The sequence below is a fragment of the Vibrio sp. ECSMB14106 genome, assembly GCF_000972265.1.
Lineage (GTDB): Bacteria > Pseudomonadota > Gammaproteobacteria > Enterobacterales > Vibrionaceae > Vibrio > Vibrio kanaloae.
The window spans coordinates 305398-331216 of the sequence record NZ_LAUM01000001.1 but is presented as its reverse complement, the minus strand read 5'-3'; the positions used below and the strand labels follow the sequence as shown (position 1 = coordinate 331216).

18 protein-coding genes and 4 tRNA genes are annotated in these 25819 nt (G+C 44.7%); 9 read left to right on the top strand and 13 right to left on the bottom strand.

Features of this window, described 5'->3' with window-relative positions; genetic code table 11:
- Positions 1-414 precede the first annotated feature (414 nt).
- The 3 genes from nrdA to yfaE all read left to right on the top strand — a co-directional run bounded on the left by nrdA (position 415) and on the right by yfaE (position 4210).
- A complete protein-coding gene (gene nrdA, locus WR49_RS01415) occupies positions 415-2697 on the top strand; it encodes a class 1a ribonucleoside-diphosphate reductase subunit alpha (protein ID WP_046222810.1) in 2283 nt (760 codons plus the stop codon).
- Between the two features lie 101 nt (positions 2698-2798).
- Positions 2799-3932: a class Ia ribonucleoside-diphosphate reductase subunit beta gene (gene nrdB, locus WR49_RS01410; RefSeq protein ID WP_046222809.1), complete on the top strand. Its 1134-nt coding sequence runs from the start codon at positions 2799-2801 to the stop codon at positions 3930-3932.
- Positions 3932-4210: a class I ribonucleotide reductase maintenance protein YfaE gene (gene yfaE, locus WR49_RS01405; protein ID WP_010438115.1), complete on the top strand. Its 279-nt coding sequence runs from the start codon at positions 3932-3934 to the stop codon at positions 4208-4210. The genes nrdB and yfaE overlap by 1 nt, the downstream gene beginning before the upstream one ends.
- A 172-nt stretch (positions 4211-4382) precedes the next feature.
- On the opposite strand, the gene napF is transcribed toward yfaE, so the two are convergent.
- Both napF and WR49_RS01395 read right to left on the bottom strand, forming a co-directional pair.
- Positions 4383-4898 carry a ferredoxin-type protein NapF gene (napF, locus tag WR49_RS01400; RefSeq protein ID WP_046222808.1) on the bottom strand — a complete coding sequence of 172 codons (516 nt, stop codon included), beginning with the start codon at positions 4896-4898 and terminating at the stop codon, positions 4383-4385.
- Positions 4898-5464: a molecular chaperone TorD family protein gene (locus WR49_RS01395; protein WP_046222807.1), complete on the bottom strand. Its 567-nt coding sequence runs from the start codon at positions 5462-5464 to the stop codon at positions 4898-4900. Before WR49_RS01395 ends, napF begins: the two co-directional genes overlap by 1 nt.
- Positions 5465-5662: 198 nt before the next feature.
- Here WR49_RS01395 and WR49_RS01390 point away from each other — a divergent pair, with 198 nt between their 5' ends.
- Genes WR49_RS01390 through WR49_RS01380 form a run of 3 tightly spaced genes read left to right on the top strand, consistent with a single transcriptional unit; the run spans position 5663 to position 9580 of the window.
- Positions 5663-8101 carry a DmsA/YnfE/YnfF family dimethyl sulfoxide reductase gene (locus WR49_RS01390; RefSeq protein WP_046222806.1) on the top strand — a complete coding sequence of 813 codons (2439 nt, stop codon included), beginning with the start codon at positions 5663-5665 and terminating at the stop codon, positions 8099-8101.
- Between the two features lie 11 nt (positions 8102-8112).
- Positions 8113-8733 (top strand): DMSO/selenate family reductase complex B subunit, encoded by a 621-nt coding sequence (locus WR49_RS01385; RefSeq protein WP_004733360.1) that lies wholly within the window; start codon positions 8113-8115, stop codon positions 8731-8733.
- Position 8734: 1 nt separating this feature from the next.
- The gene (locus tag WR49_RS01380; RefSeq protein WP_046222805.1) at positions 8735-9580 is read left to right on the top strand and encodes a dimethyl sulfoxide reductase anchor subunit family protein; all 846 of its coding nucleotides are present in this window, start codon (positions 8735-8737) and stop codon (positions 9578-9580) included.
- A 162-nt stretch (positions 9581-9742) separates the two neighbouring features.
- Here the strand turns inward: WR49_RS01380 and WR49_RS01375 are convergent, their stop codons facing one another.
- Positions 9743-10981, bottom strand: a complete 1239-nt coding sequence (locus WR49_RS01375; protein WP_046222804.1) for a CinA family nicotinamide mononucleotide deamidase-related protein — start codon at positions 10979-10981, stop codon at positions 9743-9745.
- A 207-nt stretch (positions 10982-11188) separates the two neighbouring features.
- Here WR49_RS01375 and WR49_RS01370 point away from each other — a divergent pair, with 207 nt between their 5' ends.
- Both WR49_RS01370 and WR49_RS01365 read left to right on the top strand, forming a co-directional pair.
- Positions 11189-12100 (top strand): DUF3943 domain-containing protein, encoded by a 912-nt coding sequence (locus tag WR49_RS01370; protein WP_029626788.1) that lies wholly within the window; start codon positions 11189-11191, stop codon positions 12098-12100.
- A gap of 274 nt (positions 12101-12374) precedes the next feature.
- Complete coding sequence (locus WR49_RS01365; protein ID WP_017055124.1) at positions 12375-12887, top strand: glycine cleavage system protein R; 513 nt, start codon at positions 12375-12377, stop codon at positions 12885-12887.
- A gap of 109 nt (positions 12888-12996) precedes the next feature.
- Here the strand turns inward: WR49_RS01365 and nspC are convergent, their stop codons facing one another.
- From nspC to uvrY, 10 genes are all read right to left on the bottom strand, one after another.
- Positions 12997-14130 carry a carboxynorspermidine decarboxylase gene (gene nspC / locus WR49_RS01360; protein WP_046222803.1) on the bottom strand — a complete coding sequence of 378 codons (1134 nt, stop codon included), beginning with the start codon at positions 14128-14130 and terminating at the stop codon, positions 12997-12999.
- A 134-nt stretch (positions 14131-14264) separates the two neighbouring features.
- A complete protein-coding gene (locus WR49_RS01355; RefSeq protein WP_046222802.1) occupies positions 14265-15515 on the bottom strand; it encodes a carboxynorspermidine synthase in 1251 nt (416 codons plus the stop codon).
- Between the two features lie 8 nt (positions 15516-15523).
- Positions 15524-18475, bottom strand: coding sequence for a pyridoxal phosphate-dependent class III aminotransferase (locus WR49_RS01350; protein ID WP_197078515.1), 2952 nt, complete (start codon positions 18473-18475; stop codon positions 15524-15526).
- A gap of 647 nt (positions 18476-19122) precedes the next feature.
- Positions 19123-19198 (bottom strand) — tRNA-Gly (locus WR49_RS01345).
- A 32-nt stretch (positions 19199-19230) separates the two neighbouring features.
- Positions 19231-19317, bottom strand: a tRNA-Leu gene (locus WR49_RS01340).
- Positions 19318-19397: 80 nt separating this feature from the next.
- Positions 19398-19473: transfer RNA gene (locus WR49_RS01335), tRNA-Gly, on the bottom strand.
- 34 nt (positions 19474-19507) lie between these two features.
- A tRNA-Cys gene (locus tag WR49_RS01330) sits at positions 19508-19581 on the bottom strand.
- 266 nt (positions 19582-19847) lie between these two features.
- Positions 19848-20405: a CDP-diacylglycerol--glycerol-3-phosphate 3-phosphatidyltransferase gene (gene pgsA / locus WR49_RS01325; protein WP_017055120.1), complete on the bottom strand. Its 558-nt coding sequence runs from the start codon at positions 20403-20405 to the stop codon at positions 19848-19850.
- 46 nt (positions 20406-20451) lie between these two features.
- Positions 20452-22284 carry an excinuclease ABC subunit UvrC gene (uvrC, locus tag WR49_RS01320; RefSeq protein WP_156155653.1) on the bottom strand — a complete coding sequence of 611 codons (1833 nt, stop codon included), beginning with the start codon at positions 22282-22284 and terminating at the stop codon, positions 20452-20454.
- A gap of 17 nt (positions 22285-22301) precedes the next feature.
- Complete coding sequence (uvrY, locus tag WR49_RS01315) at positions 22302-22946, bottom strand: UvrY/SirA/GacA family response regulator transcription factor (protein ID WP_017055118.1); 645 nt, start codon at positions 22944-22946, stop codon at positions 22302-22304.
- Positions 22947-23371: 425 nt separating this feature from the next.
- On the opposite strand from uvrY, the gene WR49_RS01310 reads away from it, so the two are divergent.
- Complete coding sequence (locus WR49_RS01310; RefSeq protein ID WP_046222799.1) at positions 23372-25735, top strand: DNA polymerase II; 2364 nt, start codon at positions 23372-23374, stop codon at positions 25733-25735.
- The last annotated feature ends 84 nt before the right edge of the window (positions 25736-25819 follow it).

The following is a 25819-nucleotide window of genomic DNA, read 5'->3' as shown; positions in this document are numbered from 1 at the left end:
TTTCGTGCGCTAGCTTCCATTTTGACCACCTCGATTTAAATTTAATCGTCTAAAATCCGTCGCCTATTTTGCTCAAAGATCAAGGGATTTTTTTTTATGGGCGAGCAAAAATAAAGCATCATGAAAAACCGAATTTTATACAATCAAGTCGCATCTAACTTCATCAGTTAGTGGTTACTTACAGTTTTTTTTCAATCCACCACTTATCCACAAGCACTCCAATTTCTTTACCTTGAAAAATATCGGATGTAGCACTATCTTGTAACCCAACAAACAAATGACCCCTATATGTTGTGTTTGAACTACAATGTATGGGTAGACCAAGATCACAAGGCCGGAACGTAATTTACAAAAATTACACAGAAACACACAAAAACACGGCCTTGTTCAGTTTTGTTAGGGAAATTAAGCAGAATGAACCAACAACTTACTGTTACCAAGCGTAACGGGCGCAAAGAAACTATCGATCTAGAGAAGATCCATCGCGTGATCACATGGGCAGCTGAAGGCTTGCACAATGTTTCTGTATCACAAGTAGAATTGAAAGCTCACATTCAGTTTTACAATGGCATCACCACAACTGACATTCATGAAACAATCATCAAGTCAGCAGCGGATTTAATCTCTGAAGAGACTCCTGATTATCAATATCTAGCAGCACGCCTGTCAGTATTCCACCTACGTAAAAAAGCATACGGTGAATACGAGCCGCCTGCGCTTTATGACCACGTGGCAAAACTGGTTGATATGGGTAAGTACGATAAACACCTAATGGAAGACTACACGAAAGCTGAGTTCGACGAGCTTGACGAGTATATCGACCACAAACGTGACTTAGACTTTTCTTATGCAGCAGTTAAGCAGCTTGAAGGTAAATACTTCGTGCAAAACCGCGTAACAAAAGAAATCTACGAGAGTGCTCAGTTCCTTTACATCCTAGTTGCTGCGTGTCTATTCGCTAAATACCCAAAATCGACTCGTCTTGATTACATCAAACGTTTTTACGATGCATCATCTACGTTTAAGATTTCTCTACCTACACCGATCATGTCTGGTGTACGTACACCTACTCGTCAATTCAGTTCTTGTGTACTGATCGAATGTGGTGACAGCCTAGATTCAATCAACGCAACAGCAAGCTCAATTGTTCGTTACGTGTCGCAACGTGCTGGTATTGGTATTAACGCAGGTCGTATTCGTGCGATTGGTTCTGAGATCCGCAATGGTGAAGCGTTCCACACTGGCTGTATCCCTTTCTACAAGTACTTCCAAACAGCAGTGAAATGTTGTTCTCAAGGTGGTGTTCGTGGTGGTGCAGCAACTGTGTTCTACCCACTATGGCACGGTGAAGTTCAGTCTCTATTAGTACTGAAAAACAACCGCGGTGTTGAAGAGAATCGTGTTCGTCATATGGACTACGGTGTGCAGCTGAACAAGCTTATGTACTCTCGACTTGTGCAAGGTGGCAACATCAGTCTGTTCTCTCCGTCAGACGTACCAGGCCTTTACGATGCGTTCTTCGAAAATCAAGACCGTTTTGAAGAGCTATACGTTAAGTATGAAAACGATCCTTCAGTAAAACGCGAAACAGTCAAAGCCGTTGAGCTATTCTCTCTGCTAATGCAAGAGCGTGCTTCTACTGGTCGTATCTACATTCAGAACGTTGACCACTGTAATACACACAGCCCGTTTGATTCTGAGGTAGCACCAGTTCGTCAATCGAACCTATGTTTAGAAATCGCGCTACCAACTAAGCCGCTTTCTAACGTAGAAGATAACGAAGGCGAAATTGCATTATGTACGCTTTCAGCATTCAACCTTGGTGCAATCAACGAGCTTGATGACCTAGCAGAGCTTTCTGAATTGGTTGTTCGTGCCCTAGATGCGCTCCTTGACTACCAAGACTACCCGCTTCCAGCTGCATACAAGTCAACAATGAACCGCCGTACTTTAGGTGTGGGTGTAATCAACTACGCATACTACCTAGCTAAAAATGGTGTTAAGTACTCTGACGGCAGTGCAAATGGCCTGACTCACCGCACATTTGAAGCAATTCAATACCACTTGCTAAAAGCATCTGTTGACTTAGCGAAAGAGCAAGGTCGTTGCCCATCTTTCCACGAGACCAACTACGCGAAAGGCCTACTGCCAATCGATACTTACAAAAAGGATATCGACTTAGTATGTGAAGAGCCATTGCACTACGATTGGGATTCTCTACGTGAAGAGATCATGGAGCACGGTCTGCGTAACTCTACGCTAACAGCACTTATGCCTTCTGAGACATCGTCTCAAATCTCGAACGCAACTAACGGTATCGAGCCACCACGTGGCTATGTCTCAGTGAAAGCATCGAAAGATGGCATCCTGAAGCAAGTAGTTCCTGATTTCCTAAATCTTAAAGAGAACTACGAGCTGCTTTGGAACATTGGTTCTAACGATGGTTACCTGCACCTAGTAGGTATCATGCAAAAATTCGTTGACCAAGCTATCTCTGCAAACACTAACTATGATCCAAGTATTTACGGCAGCGGTAAAGTACCAATGAAGCAACTGCTTCAAGACCTACTAACAGCGTACAAGTACGGTGTTAAGACGCTTTACTACCATAACACTCGTGATGGTGCTAAAGACGACCAAGGCGATGCAGTTCAAGTGCCGGAAGAAGATTGTGAAGGCGGCGGTTGTAAGATATAAACTGCAATAAACATTAAGACCCCAGAGAAGTTATCTTCTCTGGGTTTAAAGCATTAACAGGGTCCGTTTTATTACGGATCTTTAAAGGATTTGAGGCATTTATGGCTTACAGTACTTTTTCTCAGAAAAAAAATGATCAACTAAAAGAACCAATGTTCTTAGGTCAGTCGGTAAACGTTGCACGTTATGACCAACAAAAATTCGAGATCTTCGAAAAGCTTATCGAGAAGCAGCTTTCTTTCTTCTGGCGTCCAGAAGAAGTAGACGTGTCTAGCGACCGTATCGACTACAACAAGCTACCTGATCATGAAAAGCACATCTTCATCTCTAACTTGAAGTACCAAACGCTTCTAGATTCTATCCAAGGCCGCAGCCCTAACGTTGCCCTGCTTCCATTGGTATCTCTACCAGAAGTGGAAACTTGGATTGAAACTTGGTCTTTCTCTGAAACGATTCACTCTCGTTCTTACACGCACATCATCCGTAACATCGTGAATGATCCAGGCGTAGTATTCGACGACATCGTTGAAAACGAAGAGATTCTGAAGCGTGCGAAAGACATCGCGTTTTACTACGACGATTTGATCAAGCTAACGGCAGACTACCATCGCTACGGCGAAGGCAACCACAGCATCAACGGCGAAGACGTTAAGATTTCACTTCATGACCTGAAGAAGAAACTTTACCTATGCCTAATGTCTGTAAACGCACTAGAAGCAATCCGTTTCTACGTGAGCTTTGCATGTTCATTTGCATTCGCTGAGCGTGAGCTAATGGAAGGTAACGCTAAAATCATCAAGCTAATCGCTCGTGATGAAGCGCTTCACCTAACTGGTACTCAGCACATGATCAACTTGCTACGTAACGGTCAAGACGACTTCGCATTCATGCAAATCGCTGAAGAGTGCAAGCAAGAGTGTTTTGACCTATTCAAAGAAGCAGCCGAGCAAGAGAAAGAGTGGGCAGAATACCTATTCAAAGATGGCTCTATGATAGGTCTAAACAAAGACATTCTTTGCCAATACGTTGAATACATTACCAACATCCGTATGCAAGCGGTTGGCTTAGGTACTGCTTACCCAGAAGCAACGTCGAACCCAATCCCATGGATCAACGCATGGTTATCTTCAGATAACGTACAAGTTGCTCCACAAGAAGCTGAAATCAGTTCTTACCTAGTTGGTCAAATCGACAATGAAGTAAAAGCTGACGACTTTGAAGGATTTGAGCTGTAATGCCAACAATCAAAATCAACAAGCTGACTTCGATTGAATCTAACCCTTCAAACACTCTGTTGGAAACAATGGAACAAGCTGGGTTAGAGCCAGAATACAACTGCCGAGATGGTCACTGTGGCGCTTGCCGCTGCACGTTGGATTCTGGTGAGGTCGAGTACGTTGGTTTTGCTATGGCTTACACGCAAGGTAATGAAATATTGCCTTGTATCTGTAAAGCAAAGACTGAACTATCACTGAGTAACGTTATTCATAGAAACAAGCAAAAACGCGCATAAGCCAACTGGCTTTAGGTCGCTTTGCTCGAATAACTTCAATAAGAATTAAAAAGGGTCCGCTTCCTTAGGAGTACGGACCCTTTTCTATTTATGTCTTTAGGTATCGTAAGACGACTCGTCTATCGCTCAACCAAAGTCTTCTCATTGGTTCGCGCCATACGAAGCCAAACGTTTATTGCTGAGTCAGGTTAAGAGTCACAGAGCCAATATAACAAGCGCTTCGGCACTCTCCACAGCCGTTACACTTATCTTTGTCCACTGTAGGCAACTCTCCTACTTCGATGTGTATCGCACCTGCTGAACACGCCGTTTGGCATGCTGAACAATCCATTTGTATGTAATTATTGCAGCTATCAGCAAAGCTCGGCTTGAGGTCGATATAAGGCGCGACCGTTGGATGAAGTGCGCCGGTCGAACACACTTCAGTGCATTTGTTACACATAGAACAACTGTTGTAATCCAAATTCAGCAGCGCACTGCCCTCTAGCATCTCAATAACGCTATTTGGACACGCTTGTTCACACAGCCCACAACCGTCGCAAAGACGCTCAAACAACACCTCATCGAGTGCTCTTGGCGGCCTTGCGTGCAAGCGCTGTGATACCTCTTCATAATTCGCGGCTGCTTTAACCGGTTTAGAAAGTCGAGTTAAGAAACCGCGCCTATTTGAGTTTATTTGTTCAGACATTAGTCGATATATAACTTTTTAGTAGCAACATTTAAATTATATTCAGATGTTAATTTCTTAAGCCAATTTATTACATCACTTGATAGCTTCTTATAAAATGATAAATCTGATGATGTATTTAATTTATCTAAATAAGTAGAAGACCAAGGTAATAAGTGACACTCCAGCAATTCACGGGCTGAATCGATATTATTGTTTTCTAACAAATACGTATGGGCGAATAACATTAAACCAAATTGATCTTCTGGCTCTCTTAACCCCGTGTCTAATTCAATCTGATTCAATTCTAAAAACTGGCGATACTCAACCGTAGAAGCGCCGAACACAACGCGGTCTTTATCTAGGAACACAGAACCCCAAGGCGGAGCTGGCATGTCTCCAACGCCTTCAAACAGGCGGCTGAACTCTGCTGCGAGCGCATCTTCGTCTTCGCCTCTCAATGCCTGTAAGCATTCTTCAGAGAGCACTTCGCTCTCAACCAAAGCTTCAACAATGGTGACCAACTGTTCTTTACTTGTCGCTTGATAAAATAGCGAACCCAATAATTTATGCGTATCGATAATCATTATTATTTATACCGTTATAGGTTTAAAGATAATTATATAAATAAGACGATTTAATTCTTTGATCTATTTTATACATTCGATTAATAAGATTTAAATTTCGCTCTTATTTGATGCCAGTCAATCAACAATCCGAAATAAAAACACAAATAACAAACTACCTATAAAGTGCTAGTCATCAATAGCAAAAGGCATCTTAGAATGACGAATAAAAAAGAATCTGGGGTAATGAATCTTACTCGAAGAGGCTTCATGAAAGCTTCTTCTGCAGTAGGTAGTGCAGCCGCACTTGCGAGCGGTATCGCTTTACCTTTCAAATCCAAACCAGTAGCGGCTGCGGTTGCTGAGAATGTGGATGAGAAAATCGTATGGAGTGCATGCACAGTAAACTGTGGCTCTCGCTGCCCGTTACGTATGCATGTACAAAACGGTGAGATCAAATACGTAGAAACAGACAACACAGGTACTGACGAATACGGTCATCACCAAGTTCGTGCGTGTCTACGTGGTCGCTCTATGCGCCGCCGTGTTTACAACCCAGATCGCCTGAAATACCCAATGAAACGAGTGGGCAAACGTGGTGAAGGTAAGTTCAAGCGTATTAGCTGGGAAGAAGCTTACGATGAAGTTGCTAGCACTATGCAACGCCTTATCAAAGACTACGGTAACGACACTATCTACCTAAACTACGGTACAGGTACGCTTGGCGGTACGGTTACTAAATCTTGGCCACCAGCTCAAACGCTGATTGCTCGTCTAATGAACCTGAGTGGTGGTTACCTAAACCATTACGGTGACTACTCAACAGCGCAAATCACGAAAGGCTTGAGCTACACCTACGGTGGTTGGGCGAACAACAACTCTTTCTCTGACCTAGAGAACACCAAGCTTAATATCCAATTTGGTAACAACCCTGCCGAGACACGTATGTCTGGCGGTGGTCTGATCCACCACTACGTAGAAAGCAAAAACAAATCGAACGCAAGAACGATCATCATCGACCCTCGCTACACCGATACTGCCGGTGGTCGTGAAGATCAATGGATTCCAATTCGTCCTTCTACGGATGCGGCATTGGTAGCGGGTCTTGCACACGTGATGATCACGGAAGACCTTGTCGACCAACCGTTCCTAGACAAATACTGCATCGGTTATGACGAAAAAACTCTGCCTGCATCAGCGCCTAAAAACAGCGACTACAAATCTCACATCCTAGGTTTAGGTGAAGATGGCGTAGAGAAAACACCAGAGTGGGCTTCTAAGATCACTGGTATTCCAGTTGATACCATCGTTAAGCTTGGCCGTGAAATGGGCACAGCGAAACCATGTGCGATTCACCAAGGTTGGGGCTTACAACGCACTGCGAACGGTGAGCTAGCGTGTCGTGCAATCGCGATGCTGTCACTACTTACCGGTTCTGTGGGTGTATCAGGCGGTTCAACAGGTGCCCGTGAAAGCGACATCAACATTCCATTTGTGCGCTTCCCTACTGTGCCAAACCCAGTTGAAACGTCTATTTCAATGTTCATGTGGACAGACGCGATTTACCGTCACCATGAAATGACCGACATCACTGATGGTGTTCGCGGTGCAGAGCGCCTTAAGAACCCAATCAAGATGATCTGGAACTACGCAGGTAACTGCATCATCAACCAACACTCAGACATCAACAAAACTCACGCGATTCTTCAAGATGAAAGTGCGTGTGAAATGATTGTCGTGGTTGATAACCATATGACGTCTTCAGCGAAATACGCCGATATCATCCTGCCTGACTTAACAACATCAGAGCAAGACGACTGGTGTATGGATGGTAAAGCATCGAACATGCCTTACTTCATCTATGCACAGAAAGCGATTGAGCCTCAGTTCGAAGCGAAATCTATCTACGAGATGTGTACTCAGCTTGCGAAGCGCATGGGCGTAGAAAAAGAGTTCACCGAAGGCCGTACTCAAGAGCAATGGATTGAGCACCTTTACGCTGAAACTCGTAAGAATGACCCAACACTGCCAACCTTCGAAGAGATGAAAGAACTGGGTATCTACAAGCGTAGCTACGACCACCACTACATCGCTTACGAAGACTTCCGTAAAGACCCTAAAGCGAACCCACTGACCACACCAAGTGGCAAGATCGAGATCTACTCTGAGCAACTGGCTGATATCGCGAAGACTTGGAAGCTGAAAGAAGACGAAGTGATTCACCCACTTCCGATTTACGCGGATTCTTTTGAAGGTCATAACGACCCACTAACAGAGAAGTACCCACTTCAGCTAACCGGTTTCCACTACAAGGCTCGTACTCACTCAACTTACGGCAACGTTGCAGAAATCAAAGCAGCAGCACCACAAGAGTTGTGGATCAACCCAATCGATGCAAAAGAACGGGGTATTGAAAGCGGCGACATGGTGAGTATTTTCAACGACCGTGGCGAAGTACACATTCCAGCGAAAGTGACACCAAGGATTCTTCCTCGAGTTGTCGCACTAGGCGAAGGTGCATGGTACGCACCAGATGGTCAGAAGATCGACCATGCAGGCTCTATCAACGTGCTGACCACTCAGCGCCCGAGCCCACTTGCTAAGGGTAACCCTCAGCATACAAACCTAGTTCAAATCAAAGCGCTAAAGAAAGCATAAGGTAGGTTGGAATGAAACAATACGGCTTTTACATTGATTCAAGTAAATGCACGGGTTGTAAAACCTGTCAGCTTGCTTGTAAAGATTATAACGATCTAGACATCAAAACGAACTACCGCCGCGTATACGAATATGCAGGTGGTGGCTTCACTCAAGATGGCGATACCTGGGTTCAGAAAGATGTCTTTTCTTACTACCTTTCTATCGCTTGTAACCACTGTACTAACCCAGCGTGTGTGAAAGTGTGTCCTTCGGGCGCGATGCACAAACGTGATGAAGACGGTTTGGTTGTGGTTGATGAGAGCGTATGTATTGGTTGTCAGCACTGTAGCAATGCGTGTCCTTACGGCGCACCACAATACAATGCCAAGAAAGGTCACATGACGAAATGCGATGGTTGTTACCAACGCGTTTCTGAAGGCAAACAGCCTATCTGTGTTGAGTCTTGCCCACTTCGTGCATTGGAGTTTGGCGAAATCAATACACTTCGCGAGAAGTACGGCTCTGGTGCGGATGTGGCTCCACTGCCATCTTCAACAGAAACACTGCCGAACATCGTAATTAAGCTAAACAAAAACGCGAAGCCGACTGGCGATACCAGCGGTCACCTAGCAAACCCGAAGGAGGTGTAAGATGATTTTTCATGAGTGGTCTTTAATCTTCTTTACGGTGCTGGCACAAACTGCGGTTGGTGGTTACTTACTGATTGGCGCACGTGCACTGGTACTTGGTCATGACGAAGAGAAGCTGAACAGCTACAAGGTTCCAATGTTCATTCTATGGGCATTAATGGGTCTCGGCTTCATGTTCTCGACAACGCACCTTGGATCTCCACTGCGCGCATTTAACGCTTTTAATCAGCTAGGTTCAGCTTGGTTGTCTAACGAAGTGTTCTTCGGTGCGGCATTCTTCGCTGTCGGTGGCCTGCAATGGCTATTGTCTGTGCTTAAGAAAGGTGGCGTAGCTATCCAGAAAGCACTGATGGTTGGCGCAATGGTACTGGGTGTTATCTTCATGTACGCGATGATCAATGTATACATGATCAACACAGTACCGACGTGGGACAACATCTACACACCACTGAGCTTCATCATGACGATGGTTGTGGGTGGCTTGCTGCTATCTCAGTTCGTGATTGTATTCGCAAACGACAGCCGCTTTACGGTTGACCGTAACATCACCATGCTGGCTGTTATCGCTGTTGCTATCAGCTTGCTTGTGACAGTAGGCAAACTGAACCTAATCGGTGACATCCAAACTTCAGCAGCAAAAGCATCTGAGTTGGTTGACGGTTTAGGCAGCTATGTGATTCTTCAAGTTGCATTACTGATGGCAAGCTTACTGGTTTGGATTCTACCTATGCTGAACAAAGCAAAAGTAAATCCAGTTAACCTTGGCTTAGCACTAGTATTGTTCTTGGCTTCAGAGTTAATCGGCCGTGGTTTGTTCTACAGCCTACATATGACAAGCGGTTTGTAATCGAGTTCTTACAGACATGAGTTGCGTGTAAACATCGCTGCTTGTTTGGTTATCTAGAAGGCTAGATAAACAAAAGGCCCAACACCTATTTAGATGTTGGGCCTTTTTATTTGTTCTGTTTTAACGCTAGCTCAAGAGAACTTGGTTAGCGACAAGAGCTACTTACTTAATAATAGCCGCTGGAATAAACATGTCTTTCAATCGCTTAACCGAAGAGTAAGTGCCAAACATCGGCTTGTTGTCTAGATGCCTTCTCAGCATATCGGCGGCGACTGTCTTAATCACGTTGCGTTGGTCTTCACGCGAGTACTGACGATAAAACTCAAGCACCTGCCCCCACTCGCCTGCTTCAGTCGACAATGCAACGCTGAATGTGTTGCCTTCCAGCTTACCAGTCACCAAAGCCAATTCGGTTCCGCACTTCTCTCTTGTTGCGCCAGCCAGAGCAAAGGTTGCGGCTAATGGATCGCTTTTTTCAAGTTCGCTCTCTTTTGGCTCAGCCATCACCCACGAGTGTCCAAAGCAATCTTCTATCTGCTCATTCAATTGCAACCACGCTGACAGTGAACCTTTGGTCGACACTTCAGACACAGATAACGTCTTCTTTTTTTCCGCCATGATGTGGCCAATATGGTCAATCATCGGCTCATCAACACTCACTACGTTACTCTCTAACAGCTTGTACACCATTTGAAGAAGCTTAACGCGCGTTTCTAAGCCAGCCTTAGGACCAAACAGTTTGACCTCAATAAACGGCAAATAAGAACGGTAGCCAAGTTCATAGCCGGCAGGAAGCTTAAGCTGATCTAACGAATCAGAGATGCCCGATTCAGATAAGCCAAACGTAAACAAACGGCTGCATTCTGAAGCAAGCACTTGAGGATACGTACGCGACAAGTCAGGCAGAATTTCAAAGGTCACCATGCGCTTGAATTCACTCGGCACACCCGGCGTGAAATAGAACGTCGCATCGTTAATCTTCAGCTTAAAGCCACACGCAGTGCCAACTGGGTTATCGACAATCTCAGCGCTTGCTGGCAACAAGGCTTGTTTAAGGTTGCTGTCAGGCATCGGCATACCGCGTCCAGAGAACATTTTTTCCATACGAGTCAACCACTCAGGGAACATAATTAAGTCCTGCTCGGAAGCAGTTGCAGCAGCGGCGGCGCTCATGTCGTCGGTTGTCGGCCCTAAACCACCATTAACGATAACCACATCATAGTTAAAGCTCAGCATCAGCAGTTCTTCAACCAGAGCATTCATTTGGTCACCCACAGTGGAACGTTTAGCAAGAGCAAAACCGTGCTGATAAAACTCAGCAGACATCCAGGCCGCGTTTGTGTCGACAATGTCTCCATGAAGAACTTCTTCACCTGTACTTAACATTGCGATTTTCGTCATATTACTTCCCTTGTTGTCATAAAAAGACACTGTATTATTTACAAACTAGTCTATGGTTGAATTTGATACATTTCACCTTTCATAAGTATTGACCATGTCTGAACTAAGATTCTTATGAGAAAAGTAATAAAGTATTAGTTCCCTAAATCAGGCATTTAATAGATAATTGTGACTCTGATCAATTTTTAACTTCTCGTGGAGACCCTTGTGTCCAAATCGCCGTCACTAGCAAAGGTTACAGCTGTATTATCAATGTTAATGTCAGTTAACTCGGCTGCAAGCCAATATGACTTCGAACAGCCAATCAACCTTTCTTACTCGGATGAATGTGCTCAAGATTACTGTGTTAGTGAAAGCTTGTACACCTACAAGCCAAGTAAGAATTATGCATTAAACGAGTCAAGCGATCAGTACGATTTAACGATCGACAAGCAACCACTTTATCTGACTGTCAGCGATGGTAAAGATTGGGATTACCTTATGGGTCAAACCTACACTATTCTTGGTTTGAGTGTCGCAACCGTTGGCCTAATGACCCTATTACCTGAAAGTATTACTAAGTGGGACGATGACCAACGCGATATTAGTGCACTAGGTCAGAAGTGGAAGGATAATGTTTCTGCTGGTCCAGTATGGGACCGTGATGAACACTTCTTAAACTATGTAATGCACCCTTATTTTGGTGGTGTTTACTACACTGCAGCTCGACACGCGGGGTACGATGAGTTTGAGTCTTTCCTATACTCTTGGACTATGTCGACATTCTTCTGGGAATACGGTGTAGAAGCGTTTGCTGAAGTACCTTCATGGCAAGATCTCTTCATCACACCATTCTTTGGTGCGGTTGTTGGTGAAATGATGTTAGAAGCAGAACAAAACATCGTTGCTTCAGGTGGTGAAGTGATGGGTTCTCAAACCATGGGTGATGTGTCTCTATTTTTCCTAAACCCTGTTGGCCATATCCATTACTGGGTAAGTGACGCTTGGGGCGGCGACGCAGAAGTTAACCTGAATACTAACCCTTGGTGGGACAACCAAGATGCCGCTAAATTCGCTTACGATGCTGGCGCACCATACGACTCACAGTTTGTTGGTATGAACTTCAAGGTAACGTTTTGAACCAGTATCCGTGTTACTTGCTAAGCCGTTTACTCAGTTGCTTGCTAAGATTCTGAATCACAAATAACAGCGACAACTCTTTTACAAAGCGGCTCTTTAGCCGCTTTTTTGTGCCCTAGCCTTCATTCTCTTTTTTTGTATCGCAGCTTAGTTTCAAAAATTGACACAGGTCAAACATTGTTCGATGTAACCTTCTACACTGAAATTAAAGAACTTTATCGCGTGATATCAAACATTTAATTGGCAAAGAATAATTGAAACTTTGGGGGCTGATATGAACAGTACATTTATCGTAAACTTTATCGGAAAAGCATCACCAGCAACAATCAAGCAACTTGCTGCGGTTACTCACGAAAACGACGGAAAATGGCTCATCAGTAAAGTGAATTTTATTGAAGATCAAGTCGCGGGTGTACTCAAGGTTGAACTTCCAGCCATCAACGAATCGATTGTTAAAGAAGCCTTCAGCGCTAATCCGGATCTCATCGTGCAATTTGTCGATTCAGACCATGCACACAATGTCCAAGACACGATACACCACCTTAGACTCGACTCGAACGACAGAGCAGGTATCGTCAACGAAGTAACCCATGTCTTGGATAGACAAGGAATCAGCATTCTAGATATGGACTGCCACCGAGTCTTTATCGCTGGTGGCGGCGGTGTGAGCTCAAGCCTGTTTACTTCCAAGATAGCGGTTAAGCTGCCAATCGAAGTTCAGATCGAAGACGTAGTGAATGAGCTAGAAACGCTTAGCGAAGATACTCGAGTGATAATTGAAGGTTAACTGGTAGTCGCTCTCAATTTTATATTCTGTTTTCTGATTAACGGACACCTAAAAACAAAATAGAGCTGCTCATTGGCTGCTCTATTTGTTGTTCTGAGTCTAAGGATCGTTATTTAACCGACCATCGTGACAATGAACGTTTGAAGTCTTCATAGCCAAACTCATTCAGCTTTTGAATTTCTCCGTTGCTACGCTCGCAATAGATCGATGGCATCTTCAGGCCATTGAACCAGTTCAGTTTCACCATGGTGTAGCCCGCACTGTCCAACAGGTGAAGCTTTTGGCCAATCTTAAGTGGCTCATCAAAGCTCGTTTCGCAGAACTGATCGCCCGCCAGACATGAACATGAACCAATCACATAGTCGTGACTACCTGTTTCTGAGGCTTCTAGCACCGATGCTGGTTCATTGTAAATAAGCGTATCAAGGCGGTGTGCCTCAGTCGCTGAATCCACAATCGCTGTTTTCTTCACGTTCTCAACGATATCAACCACTGTCACAACTAGGTCGGTTGTTTTAGTGATGATCGCTTCACCCGGCTCAAGGTACATCTGCACGCCGTGTTTTTCAGAGAAGGCTTTCAGCGCAAGACCCAGTTTTTCGATGTCATAGCCCGGCCATGTGAAGAACACACCTCCGCCCATGCTCACCCAGCCCAACTTATCTAAGTGCTCACCAAACTGTTCGGAGATTGAATCAAGTAGGCCGATAAATGCATCAGCATCTTTGTTCTCACAGTTCATGTGGAACATCACACCATCAATCTCATCGAAGGTCTCTGGCTTGATATGGTCAGCTTGTACGCCCAAACGCGAGAATTGGCGCGCTGGGTTTGCCAAATCTTGTCCTGCGTAGCTCACACCCGGATTTAAACGTAAACCCAGTGAAGCTTTACCTTCAACAATATGACGGTAAGCAGCAAGCTGGCTTTGAGAGTTGAAAATCATCTTGTCGCAGATGTCAGCTACTTCTCTCACGTCATCTTCGCTGTAACCGACACTGTAAGCGTGCGTCTCACCACCAAAGGTTTCGTGGCCAAGCTTCACTTCGTATGGGCCAGAGCTTGTCGTGCCATCGAGATAAGGTTTGATGATGTCAAACACACCCCATGTCGAGAAACACTTCAGTGCCAATACCAACTTCACACCTGAAATCTCTTTCAGCTGCTTGGCTTTCTCTAAGTTCGCAATCAACTTGTCTTCGTTGATCATGAAATAAGGCGTTTTTAGTTCGTTGTTTTGCATGTTAATACCTTGCGGCCCTCGAGTTCACGAAGGCACATGAGAATCGAACAAAGCCGACGCAAGAGCGTTGGATGTAATTCGCAAAACTTTGCCCTTATCGCGAGGACAACGCGATGAGGGCAAAGAGCAACAAATTACTTCAAAGTATGGATTAGAGGTAGACCAGCTGTAGGCTCTAGCTCTTGAACGTGCCAGTCTAGACCGATTTCAGGCATCGTTGCTAGGAACGGGTCTGGGTTTAGCTGTTCCATGTTGAACACGCCTTTATCAGCCCATTCGCCGCGGAAGAACTGAAGTGCAGCGGTAATCGCTGGAACACCTGTTGTGTAAGAGATAGCTTGGTGCTCTACGTCTTCGTAAGCCACTTCGTGGTCCGCGTTATTGTAGATGAACACGCTGCGCTCTTTACCGTCTTTCTTACCTTGAACCCAAGTACCGATACACGTTAAACCTGTGTAACCCGGAGCTAGAGATGTTGGATCCGGTAGTAGTGCTTTAAGAACATGTAGAGGCTGAACCACAGTGCCATCGTGCAGTGTTAGCGGATCTGGGTTAAGAAGGCCGATATCACGCATGCAGTTGAAGTAGTTCAGGTAAGCATCGCCGAAGCCCATCCAGAATTCGATACGCTTAGCTGGGATGAACTCTTTCATTGAACGTACTTCATCGTGTGCCATTGAGTACACCTTGTGAGAGCCACAGTTAGGGAATTCAAACTCAAGCATACGAGAGTGGCAAGGTACTTGTTTCCACTCTTCATTTTCCCAGTAGAAAGAATCGCCTTGGATCTCAAGCATGTTGGTTTCTGGGTCAAAGTTTGTCGCAAACTTCTTACCGTGGTCGCCAGCATTCACGTCCATTACGTCAATTGAGTCAATCTCATCGAACAAGTGCTTAACCGCGTACGCAGCAAAGATTGATACCACACCTGGATCGAAACCAGCACCAAGAATGCCTGTGATGCCCGCTTCAGCGAACTTCTCACGGTAGCCCCACTGCCAATCGTAAGCTTGTGGTACTTGTTGGCCTTCAGAACATAGGTCAACCGCTACCGATGTATCTAGGTAAGAGACTTTTGCTTGGTAACACGCTTCCATGATCGCCATGTTTACCCAAGGAGGACCAGCGTTGATTACTAGGTCTGGTTTCACTTCGTTAATCAGAGCAACAAGTTCATCAACATCGTCAGCATTTACTGCGCGAGCTTCTAGTTTTTTAGTTGAATCTTTAAGGTTATTTTTACCTTTGATTGATTCGATGATTTTTTCACATTTCGCGATTGTGCGAGAAGCGATTGTGATATCACCCAGTACTTCGTTATTTTGTGCTGCTTTATGTGCAACAACCCAACCAACGCCGCCTGCACCAATTTGTAGAATAGCCATAATTTTAATTACCCTTGTTGTTCTGCTAGCTCAATAGCTAAAGTTTGAATTTTGTTAATTAGAGATTTGAAATCTGATGTCGTTAAGCACGGATTCAAGATAGTGAATTTCAGCGCGCTTTTACCGTCGACAACCGTTTCGCCAAGCACGGCAACGCCACGAGTCAGTGCTTCCAGTCTTAGCGTTTGATTCAGTTTGTCTAAATCAATAGCGCTGTTTGCTGATTGCCCATTGCTAGGCACCGAACGGAACAGCACAGTAGACAGTGACGGCTCAGCAAGCAGTTCAAAATCGTCATGCTTCTGAATCAGGTCGGCAATTTGAAGCGTCTGCTCTAGAAGATGATCGTACATATCGCCCAATTGCTTTGGCCCAACGCTTTGCATCGTCATGAAGACTTTCAATGCATCGAAGCGTTTAGTAGTCGCAATAGACTTATCGACTAGATTCGGCAGCTCATCGTGCTCGCGATTCAAGTAATCTGCGTGATGCAATAGGTACTTAAAGTTCGCTTTGTCTTTCAGCAGCACAGCACCACAACTGATTGTTTGGAAGAACAACTTGTGGAAATCAACGCTGACAGAGTCCGCTTTCTCGATGCCTTTCAGACGAGCTTTATGGCTACTTAAGATAAGCGCACCACCGTAAGCACTATCGACATGGAACCAAAGATCTTGTTGATCTGCGATGTCAGCAATCGCTTCAAGATCATCAATAGCACCGTGATCGGTTGTACCCGCAGTACCAACAACAGCAAAAGGAATCAACCCTTGAGCTTTCAGTGTTTTCACTTCTGCGTCTAGCAAGTCAGGCTTGATAGTACCGTTTGCATTGGTATCAACACAGCACACTGCCGCTTCGCCTAGCCCTAGTAGAGAGGCTGACTTTTGAACCGTAAAGTGAGATTTCTTTGAACATAAGATACGCAGCTTGCTCGCGTATTCTGGTAAGCCAAGCTTTTGGATAGAATGACCATTGTGCTTATCGGCAACCCAGTCTCTCGCAAGCAATAAACCCATTAGGTTGCTTTGCGTGCCTCCGCTGGTGAAAACACCGTCTGCTTGTGCGCCAAGTTGGTATTTGTCACACATCCAATCCACGACGCGCTGCTCAACATAAGTCGCAGCAGACGCTTGGTCCCATGAATCCATTGATTGATTCAACGCCGCGATAATCGATTCGGCTACTACAGAAGCCATAAGAGGAGGAGTGTGAAGGTGTGCAATACAGTCTGGGTGTTGTACGAAGATGGAGTTTGCAGCGACAAGGTCTGCAGTACTATCTACAACATCAACCAAAGCGTGTTGATTGTTATCTAGGTCGACAGCCTTGATAGCGGCCTCTAGCACTTTTGGTTCTAGACCTGAATATGGAGTTTCAACCTGCTCAAAAACGGCTTTCATCGCTTGGGTGGTTTGATTCATCACATTAGCAAATTCGTTGCTACCACCTAAACCTGTCTGGATGAAATGCCTGTTCCATTCTTGGTTTGCTTGTTCACTTGAAGCTTGATCTTGTTGTAAACCGCCACCCGCTGCGATGATCGCTTCTTCCATCACGCGCAATGCAAAGTCGATCTGCTCAAATGAGATAATCATTGGCGGAAGGAAACGAATGACCGAACCATCACGCCCACCCTTCTCAACCATCAAACCGCGCTCTAGTGCTGCTCGTTGAATAGCTAGGGTTAGTTCGCCGTCGGATTGTGGTTCGTTAAACTTGTTAAGCTCACCATTTGGTTGCTTGATCTCAGCGCCAAGCATCAAGCCTTTACCGCGAACTTCAGCAATACAGCTCACACGCGATTGAATCTTCTCAAGCCCGTGACGTAAGTATTGGCCTGCGATGTTCGCGTGTTCAACCAAACCATCACGCTCGATGATTTCCAACGCCTTAGCGCCAGACACCATAGCTAATTGATTACCACGGAATGTACCTGTGTGCTCACCCGCTTTCCATGTATCAATGCTCTTATCGAACACAAGTAGCGACATCGGCAGTCCACCACCGATCGCTTTAGACAAACATAAGATATCAGGGTTAACACCCGACTCTTCAAACGCAAATCTATGACCCGTTTTGCCCACACCACACTGAATTTCATCAAAAATCAGTAGGATGCCGTGTTCATCACAGATACGACGTAGGCCTTGCAACCAAGAAGCAGGAGCCGGAATCACACCGCCCTCTCCTTGCACAGGCTCTACGATCATCGCGGCTGGTTTCATGATGCCGGATTCGTCGTCATTCAACATGCGCTCGATGTAACGAACGCTCGCGTTGGCACCTGCCTCACCACCAATGCCAAACGGGCAGCGGAGGTTGTATGGGAAAGGCATGAAATGTACGTCAGACATCAAACCGCTACGACGCTCTTTAGTGCCGAGGTTGCCCATCATGCCCATGGTGCCGTTCGTCATGCCGTGGTAAGCACCACGAAAAGCAAACATGGTGTTGCGACCTGTGGTTTGCTTAGCGAGCTTGATCGCCGCTTCCACAGCATCAGCTCCCGATGGGCCACAGAATTGAAGAACCGAGTTATTTGAAAAGTCTTGAGGAAGAAAAGCTTTAACTCGCTTGATAAACGTCTCTTTTGCTTGAGTCGTAATATCAAGAGTTTGGTATGGTAGACCAGAATCAAGTTGGTCTTTAAGTGCTTGGTTAATCTCTGGGTGGTTATAACCCAAAGAAAGTGTACCTGCACCGGCTAAGCAATCGAGAAAGATCTGGCCACGAGTATCTTCAACTAAAGCGCCACATGCTCGCTTAATAGCAATAGGCAGTCGTCTTGGGTAAGAGCGAACATCCGACTCATGCTGTTCTTGCTCTAGCAAAATAGCGTCAGGTGTTAGGTCGTACGCTCCCTCTACGATAGGAACCATAGTTGAAAATGAATTTGCGATAGTATTGATATCGGCTTCAAAGGCAGTAGTCATAAAAGTCCCCTTGAATGAGTTCATACTCATCTCACCAGACTCGATTTCACTATAACTCTCTGTTTATATTAGAGAGTTCATTATGAAGTAGGTGCGTTGTCTAGAAATGAGATATAGCTGTACGCTCGTATAAGTCAAATGACGAACACGAAATTAGGCCGTCTTAAGACAGCGATAAATTGTTAACGTAAGCTCAAGGTTCAGTAATGCTACTGTTTTGAAGAATTGGACATTTTTGCAGGATCGGACAGCTATGAAGCGCTAGTCCCTTTGGAAATGCAGAGCTGATTAGCAATGTTGTTTTTAGTGTGTTCAATGTTGGGTTTCCCATTAACATGGCGAATGGCGCCATAAGTATCCCGTCTATCAGCTTAAGGACTAGCCGATACCTACCCTACGTTATGTCCCAATCAGCAAGAATGGTCATTACGCGTATCCCCCAGAAGCCATCATGATTCGTTTTGAACATCATCCATTCCGAGATTAAGCGGGAAAGTAACATAAAGTGAAATGAACTATCAATAATTTTTAGTGATGGCTTCATAAATACAAGATTTGGTTGGGTGATTACTTTAAATATCGATATTTAAGTGTCAATTTTTGAGGGTAACGAGAAATTAAAATAGCAGAAAACAAAAAAGCCCGAACATTTCTGTTCGGGCTTTCTAATTTGGAGCGATACATCGGGTTCGAACCGATGACCTCAACCTTGGCAAGGTTGCGCTCTACCAACTGAGCTAGTATCGCATTTGCTTTATTGAGATAAAGACTTTAATAGATGGTGCCCCGGGCCGGACTTGAACCGGCACAGCGCGAACGCCGAGGGATTTTAAATCCCTTGTGTCTACCAATTCCACCACCAGGGCACGCAATTCTTTATTGCGATGCCGATTACTGAAAAGTAAAACACCATCTTAATGCTGACGCCAATCAACACTACAAATTTTGGAGCGATACATCGGGTTCGAACCGATGACCTCAACCTTGGCAAGGTTGCGCTCTACCAACTGAGCTAGTATCGCATTTTCATTCAACTTCTTTCTAGGAGAAAGAGAATGGAGGCGCCTCCCGGAGTCGAACCGAGGTCCACGGATTTGCAATCCGCTGCATAGCCACTCTGCCAAGGCGCCTTAGTAACTCCAGTCGAATCGCTCATTGCCATCCTCTTGGGTACGGGATGCATTTTACGGATTCAGACGATTGAGTCAATATTATTTTTGTATTTTTAATTCGTTTGAGTAGATTTCATACGAAACAGGCCAAATAGCTGACTTTATGTTCAAAACACACTGTGAGCGGGTTATTCAAAGGAGATCTATATCACATTAGATGTCCAGTATTGACAACTTAACCTTAGGTTAAAGATCAAAAAAGCGAGCCTCAGCTCGCTTCTTCATCAATGATGTTTCTCGTCTAACAAATCGTCTTTGGCGGCCATCAAGTATTGCGCCATAGACCAGTAAGTTAGAAGCGTTGCAGCATAGAGCGCAATATAACCAACCCAAACCATCCAATCGTCATAACGCCAAATAAGTACCCATAACGCGAACATTTGAGAAACTGTTTTAACCTTACCAACCCAAGACACAGCAACACTTGCACGTTTGCCGATTTCCGCCATCCATTCTCGAAGAGCGGAAATAATAATTTCGCGAGCAATCATGGTTACCGCTGGAATAGTAATCCAAATTGAGTGGTAATGTTCAGTAATAAGAATAAGAGCAGTCGCAACAAGTACTTTATCAGCGACAGGGTCAATAAATGCACCAAAGCGAGAGGTTTGTCCAAGCTTGCGTGCCAGCATGCCATCTAGCCAATCGGTGAAACCCGCAACCCAAAAGACCATTGCAGCAGCAAAAGGAGCCCATTCATAAGGTAAGTAAAAAACCACAACGAACACTGGAATCAGAAATAGTCGCAGCAAGGACAAAATGTTAGGTATATTTAAACGCATTTTATTAGGCTCTTATTAATCGCGCGTCAATGGTGCGGGATTTTTACTATTGTTTCAATGCTTGATAAATATTTTCTGCCAAAGAATGACTAATGCCCGGCACTTTGGTTATTTCTTCGACAGTTGCACGCTTAAGTTCTTGTAAGCCCCCCATATATTTCAGTAATGCTTGGCGACGTTTTGGTCCTACCCCTTCGATTCCTTCCAGTGCACTGGTTCGACGCGTCTTACCTCGTTTCGCCCTGTGTCCCGCAATTGCATGATTATGGCTCTCGTCACGGATGTGTTGAATTAGATGTAACGCTGGCGCATCGCTGGGTAAGTTAAATTCTTCGCCTTCTAAGGTCACTAAGGTTTCTAGGCCAGGCTTACGAGTCACCCCTTTTGCAATACCCATCATTCTTGGTCTAACCGGCCAATCTCCCCAGTACTTAGAAACAATCTCATAGGCACTATTTAACTGCCCTTTACCGCCATCAATAAAGATGATGTCTGGGATCTTATCGACATCAAGCTGCTTCGAATAACGCCTCTCCAGCGCCTGAGCCATCGCAGCGTAGTCATCGCCGCCTGTAATATCCGTGATGTTGTAGCGACGGTATTCCGGTTTAACTGGTCCTTCTGGATTGAATACCACACAAGAAGCGATCGTGCTTTCACCCATGGTGTGGCTGATATCGAAACACTCCATGCGTTTGATAGCATCCATCGACAGTACTTCTTGAAGCTCTTTAAAGCGCTGATTGATCGTCATCTTATGATTAATCTTGGTGGTTATTGCCGTTAATGCGTTGGTATTCGATAGCTTAAGGTAACGGCCTCGAGTCCCAGAAGGATTGGAGTTGAAGTGTATCTTTCGGCCTGCGACTTCACACAATGCTTCTTGAATAGGTGTGACATCATCCATCAAATCGGCATTTAAAATTAAACGAGTCGGGATGGTTCTCGCTTCATTGTGCGCTAGATAATATTGGCTTAAAAAGCTCGAAAATACCTCTTCTCGCACCGTATTGTTGGGGATTTTAGGGAAATGGCTTCGGCTACCTAAAATTTTGCCTTGGCGAATCATCAAGATGTGAATACACGCCACGCCATTCTCTTGGGCAAATCCCAACACGTCCATATCTTCCATAGAATCGTCAGATACATACTGCTGCTCTTGAACGCGTCTGATCGCTTGGATTTGATCGCGGAAAGCAGCCGCTTGCTCAAAACGAAGCTCTTGGCTCGCCTTATCCATCTTGTCGATGAGTGTTTCAAGAACCAGCTTATCTTTCCCTTGCAGGAACAGGCGAACGTAGTCGATAAGTTCACTGTACTCTTCATCAGAGATAATCGAACTGACACATGGCGCTGCACAACGACCAATCTGATACATCAAACATGGGCGTGTTCTGTTGGCATAAACCGTATCTTCACACTGACGAGCAGGAAAAATTTTCTGTATTAGGTGCAACGTCTCACGCACAGCGCCGGAATCAGGATAAGGACCAAAGTACTCTCCCTTTTTCTTCTTAGCACCACGATGCATCGACAAACGAGGATGTTTGTGACCACTAATAAAAATATAAGGGTACGACTTATCATCACGCAAAAGTACATTGTATTTAGGCAAGTACTGCTTGATGTAGTTGTGCTCAAGAATGAGCGCTTCTGTTTCCGTGTGCGTTACAGTGACATCGATCTTGTCGATATTGCTAACTAAAGCGCGTGTTTTTTCACCGTCGACTTTTTTCCGGAAATAACTGGAAAGGCGTTTTTTGAGGTTCTTAGCTTTACCGACGTAAATAACAACAGCCTCGGCGTTATACATTCGATAAACGCCAGGCTGTTCTGTTACGGTCTTAAGGAATGAGACAGAGTCAAACAAGTTAGTCACACTATACGATCTCAGTGTTAAAGGGTCTCAGTATCTAGCATTCCATGTCTAATCGCTAAATGCGTCAACTCTACATCGCCACTGATATCCAGTTTACTGAACAAACGGTAGCGGTAACTATTGACTGTTTTAGGGCTTAGATTGAGTTGTTCTGAAATATCCGTCACTCTCTGACCTTTGGTAATCATCATCATGATTTGCAATTCACGTTCAGATAAGTCTGCGAATGGATTTTCAGACGCAGGCGAAAACTGGCTCAAAGCCATCTGCTGCGCAATTTCTGGTGAAATGTATCGTTGGCCGCTATTCACCACTCTAATGGCATTGACCATTTCATCCGGACCTGCCCCTTTAGTAAGGTAACCAGCAGCTCCAGCTTGCATCACTTTAGTTGGAAACGGATTTTCCGTATGAACAGTTAAAACAATGATTTTAACATCAGGGTTGAAGCGCAAAATCTTCTTGGTTGCTTCTAAGCCACCAATACCAGGCATATTCATATCCATCAAAATGACATCTGTATTGTTAGTACGACACCATTTTGCAGCATCTTCACCGCTTTCAGCTTCCCCTGCTACGTTCATTCCACGGACGTCTTCAATAATACGTCGTATCCCTGTGCGAACCAGCTCGTGATCATCTACAAGGAAAACATTTATCAAACTTGTATCTCCACACTATTAATTGGCTCTGCAACCACTGTGCCGTTTCATTTGCTTGAAACAATTAAACGAATGAACAGTGAATCGCAGCATTGAGTACATCTTAACTTAATTAGTAAAAAAAAGCTCTGTTGAATATGTGCTGAAATACGAACTTTAGCAAGTACTTATTTATAAATAAGGCAGCTAAAACAACAAGCTTTTGTTAAAAGTCAACTAGTTAAAACAACGCCAATAAAATTACATAAGATAAAAATATTTTCAATACCATTGAATAACCATTCGTGACAATTTCACTTTTTTGCTTATATAGTCCCGTTATTCAACGCTATTACCGATAAATTAATGACTATTTGGTTAGCCTGTTGTGCGAAATTCGGCGCTAGATGATAGTATTCGATTCCCAGTTTCAATAGGTTACTACATTGGATATTCAGCAAGGCTTTGTACTCACAAGACAAGCAAGAGATTTTTCAGGGCGCACACAAATCGACTTGTGGTTAAGCACCCCTCAAGGCCCTACTCTGCTGACAATTCAAAATGAAAAACCTGTATTTTTTGTAGCTCAATCTGACGTTGAAGCATGTCAGGCAATCGCAGCGAAAGAGTCGATTGATTGCCAATTTAAGCCTCTAGAACTAGCCACATTCGAGCAAATACCTCTCGCCGCGTGTTACACCTCACTGTCGAGAAGTAGCTTTGGTTTAGCGCAAACCTTCCACAACGAAGAAATTCAAACCTTTGAAAGCGATATTCGACTCGCCGATCGATTCTTAATGGAACGTTTTATCAAAGGAAGTATTGAGTTCACAGGATCTGCTACGCAAAAAAATCGGCATCGTCGAGTCTCAAATGCGAAATGCCGAGCAGGTGATTACTTACCTAATCTATCTGTGGTCTCGCTTGATATTGAGTGTTCGGAAAAAGGCGTGCTTTATTCAATTGGCCTAGACAGCCCGATGGACAGCCGAGTAATAATGGTCGGCAAAGCACAACAAGCTGAAACCAATATCCAATGGGTTGCCAACGAGAAAGCGCTACTCGAAGCAATGATAGCTTGGTTCTCTGAATTTGATCCTGACATCATTATTGGTTGGAACGTTATCGACTTCGATTTTAGGCTGCTACACAAACGTTCAGAATGGAACGAAGTGAAGCTCAACATCGGCAGAGACAACCAACCGAGCTTTTTCCGCAGTTCGACACAAAATCAGCAAGGTTTTATCACGATTCCAGGGCGCGTTGTCTTGGATGGCATCGATATGCTCAAGACAGCGACCTACCACTTCCGTTCTTGGTCACTGGAGTCGGTATCGCAAGAACTGCTTGGTGAAGGCAAAGACATCCACAACGTTCATGACCGTATGGATGAGATAAACCGAATGTTTAAGTTCGATAAACCTTCACTCGCTAAGTACAACCTTCAAGACTGCGTACTGGTAAACCGCATCTTCGAGCACACTCACCTACTCGACTTCGCGATTGAGCGCTCTAGATTAACCGGTGTAGAGCTGGATCGCGTTGGTGGATCTGTTGCTGCCTTTACTAACTTATATCTGCCTCAAATCCACAGAGCGGGTTATGTCGCACCTAACTTAGAGCCAGAGAATTGGATTGCGAGCCCCGGCGGTTATGTGATGGATTCGATTCCCAACCTCTACGACTCAGTTTTGGTACTCGATTTTAAGAGCCTGTATCCATCGATCATTCGCTCGTTTCTGATTGACCCTATGGGGCTGATTGAAGGGTTGAAGTTGGAACTAGGGACTGCAGAAAACCAAGCGGTTGATGGTTTCCGCGGTGGACAATTCCACCGTTCTAAACATTTTTTGCCTGAGATGATTGAAAACCTGTGGGCAGCACGTGATGTAGCAAAGAAGAACAACGAAAAAGCCTTCTCTCAGGCGATTAAGATCATCATGAACTCATTCTATGGTGTGTTAGGTTCGTCTGGTTGTCGTTTCTTTGATACTCGCCTAGCCTCATCGATCACCATGCGTGGTCATGAAATCATGAAACAAACCAAAGTGCTTATCGAAGACAAAGGCTACCAAGTTATCTACGGCGATACCGATTCAACCTTCGTGTCTCTGAATGGCAGTTATGATCAACGACAAGCCGACGAGATCGGGAATGAACTTGTCGCTTACATAAACGATTGGTGGACGAATCATCTCAAAGAGACCTACAACCTAACCTCGATACTTGAATTGGAATACGAGACTCACTATCGCAAGTTCCTGATGCCAACCATTCGAGGTTCAGAAACTGGCTCGAAGAAACGTTATGCAGGCTTAATCACTCAAGGCGACCAAGAGAAGATCATCTTTAAAGGACTAGAGAGTGCACGCACCGATTGGACACCTCTCGCCCAGCAATTCCAACAAACCTTGTATGAGATGGTGTTTCACGATCAAGACCCAACCGACTATGTTAGGCAGTTTGTTGATGAAACCTCTGCTGGCAAACATGATGATTTATTGGTGTATCAAAAGCGCTTACGCCGCAAATTACATGAATACCAAAAGAACATTCCGCCGCAGGTTCGCGCAGCTCGTATGGCCGATGAGATTAATGCTCAGTTAGGACGCCCTCTTCAATACCAAAACAAAGGACGTATTGAGTATTTGATTACTCTGAGTGGCCCTGAGCCCAAAGAGTATTTAAAGAGTGGTATCGATTATCAGCACTATATCGACAAACAGATTAAACCCGTCGCAGAGGCTATCCTACCCTTCATCGGTTTAGATTTTGAAAGAGTCAGTGGGCAGCAGTTGGGTCTGTTCTAGCACTATTTTATATGCCCTTTAAACGAAAAAAGCAGAGACATGCTCTTCAGCACGCTCTGCTTTTTAGTATCAATTAACCGGTTA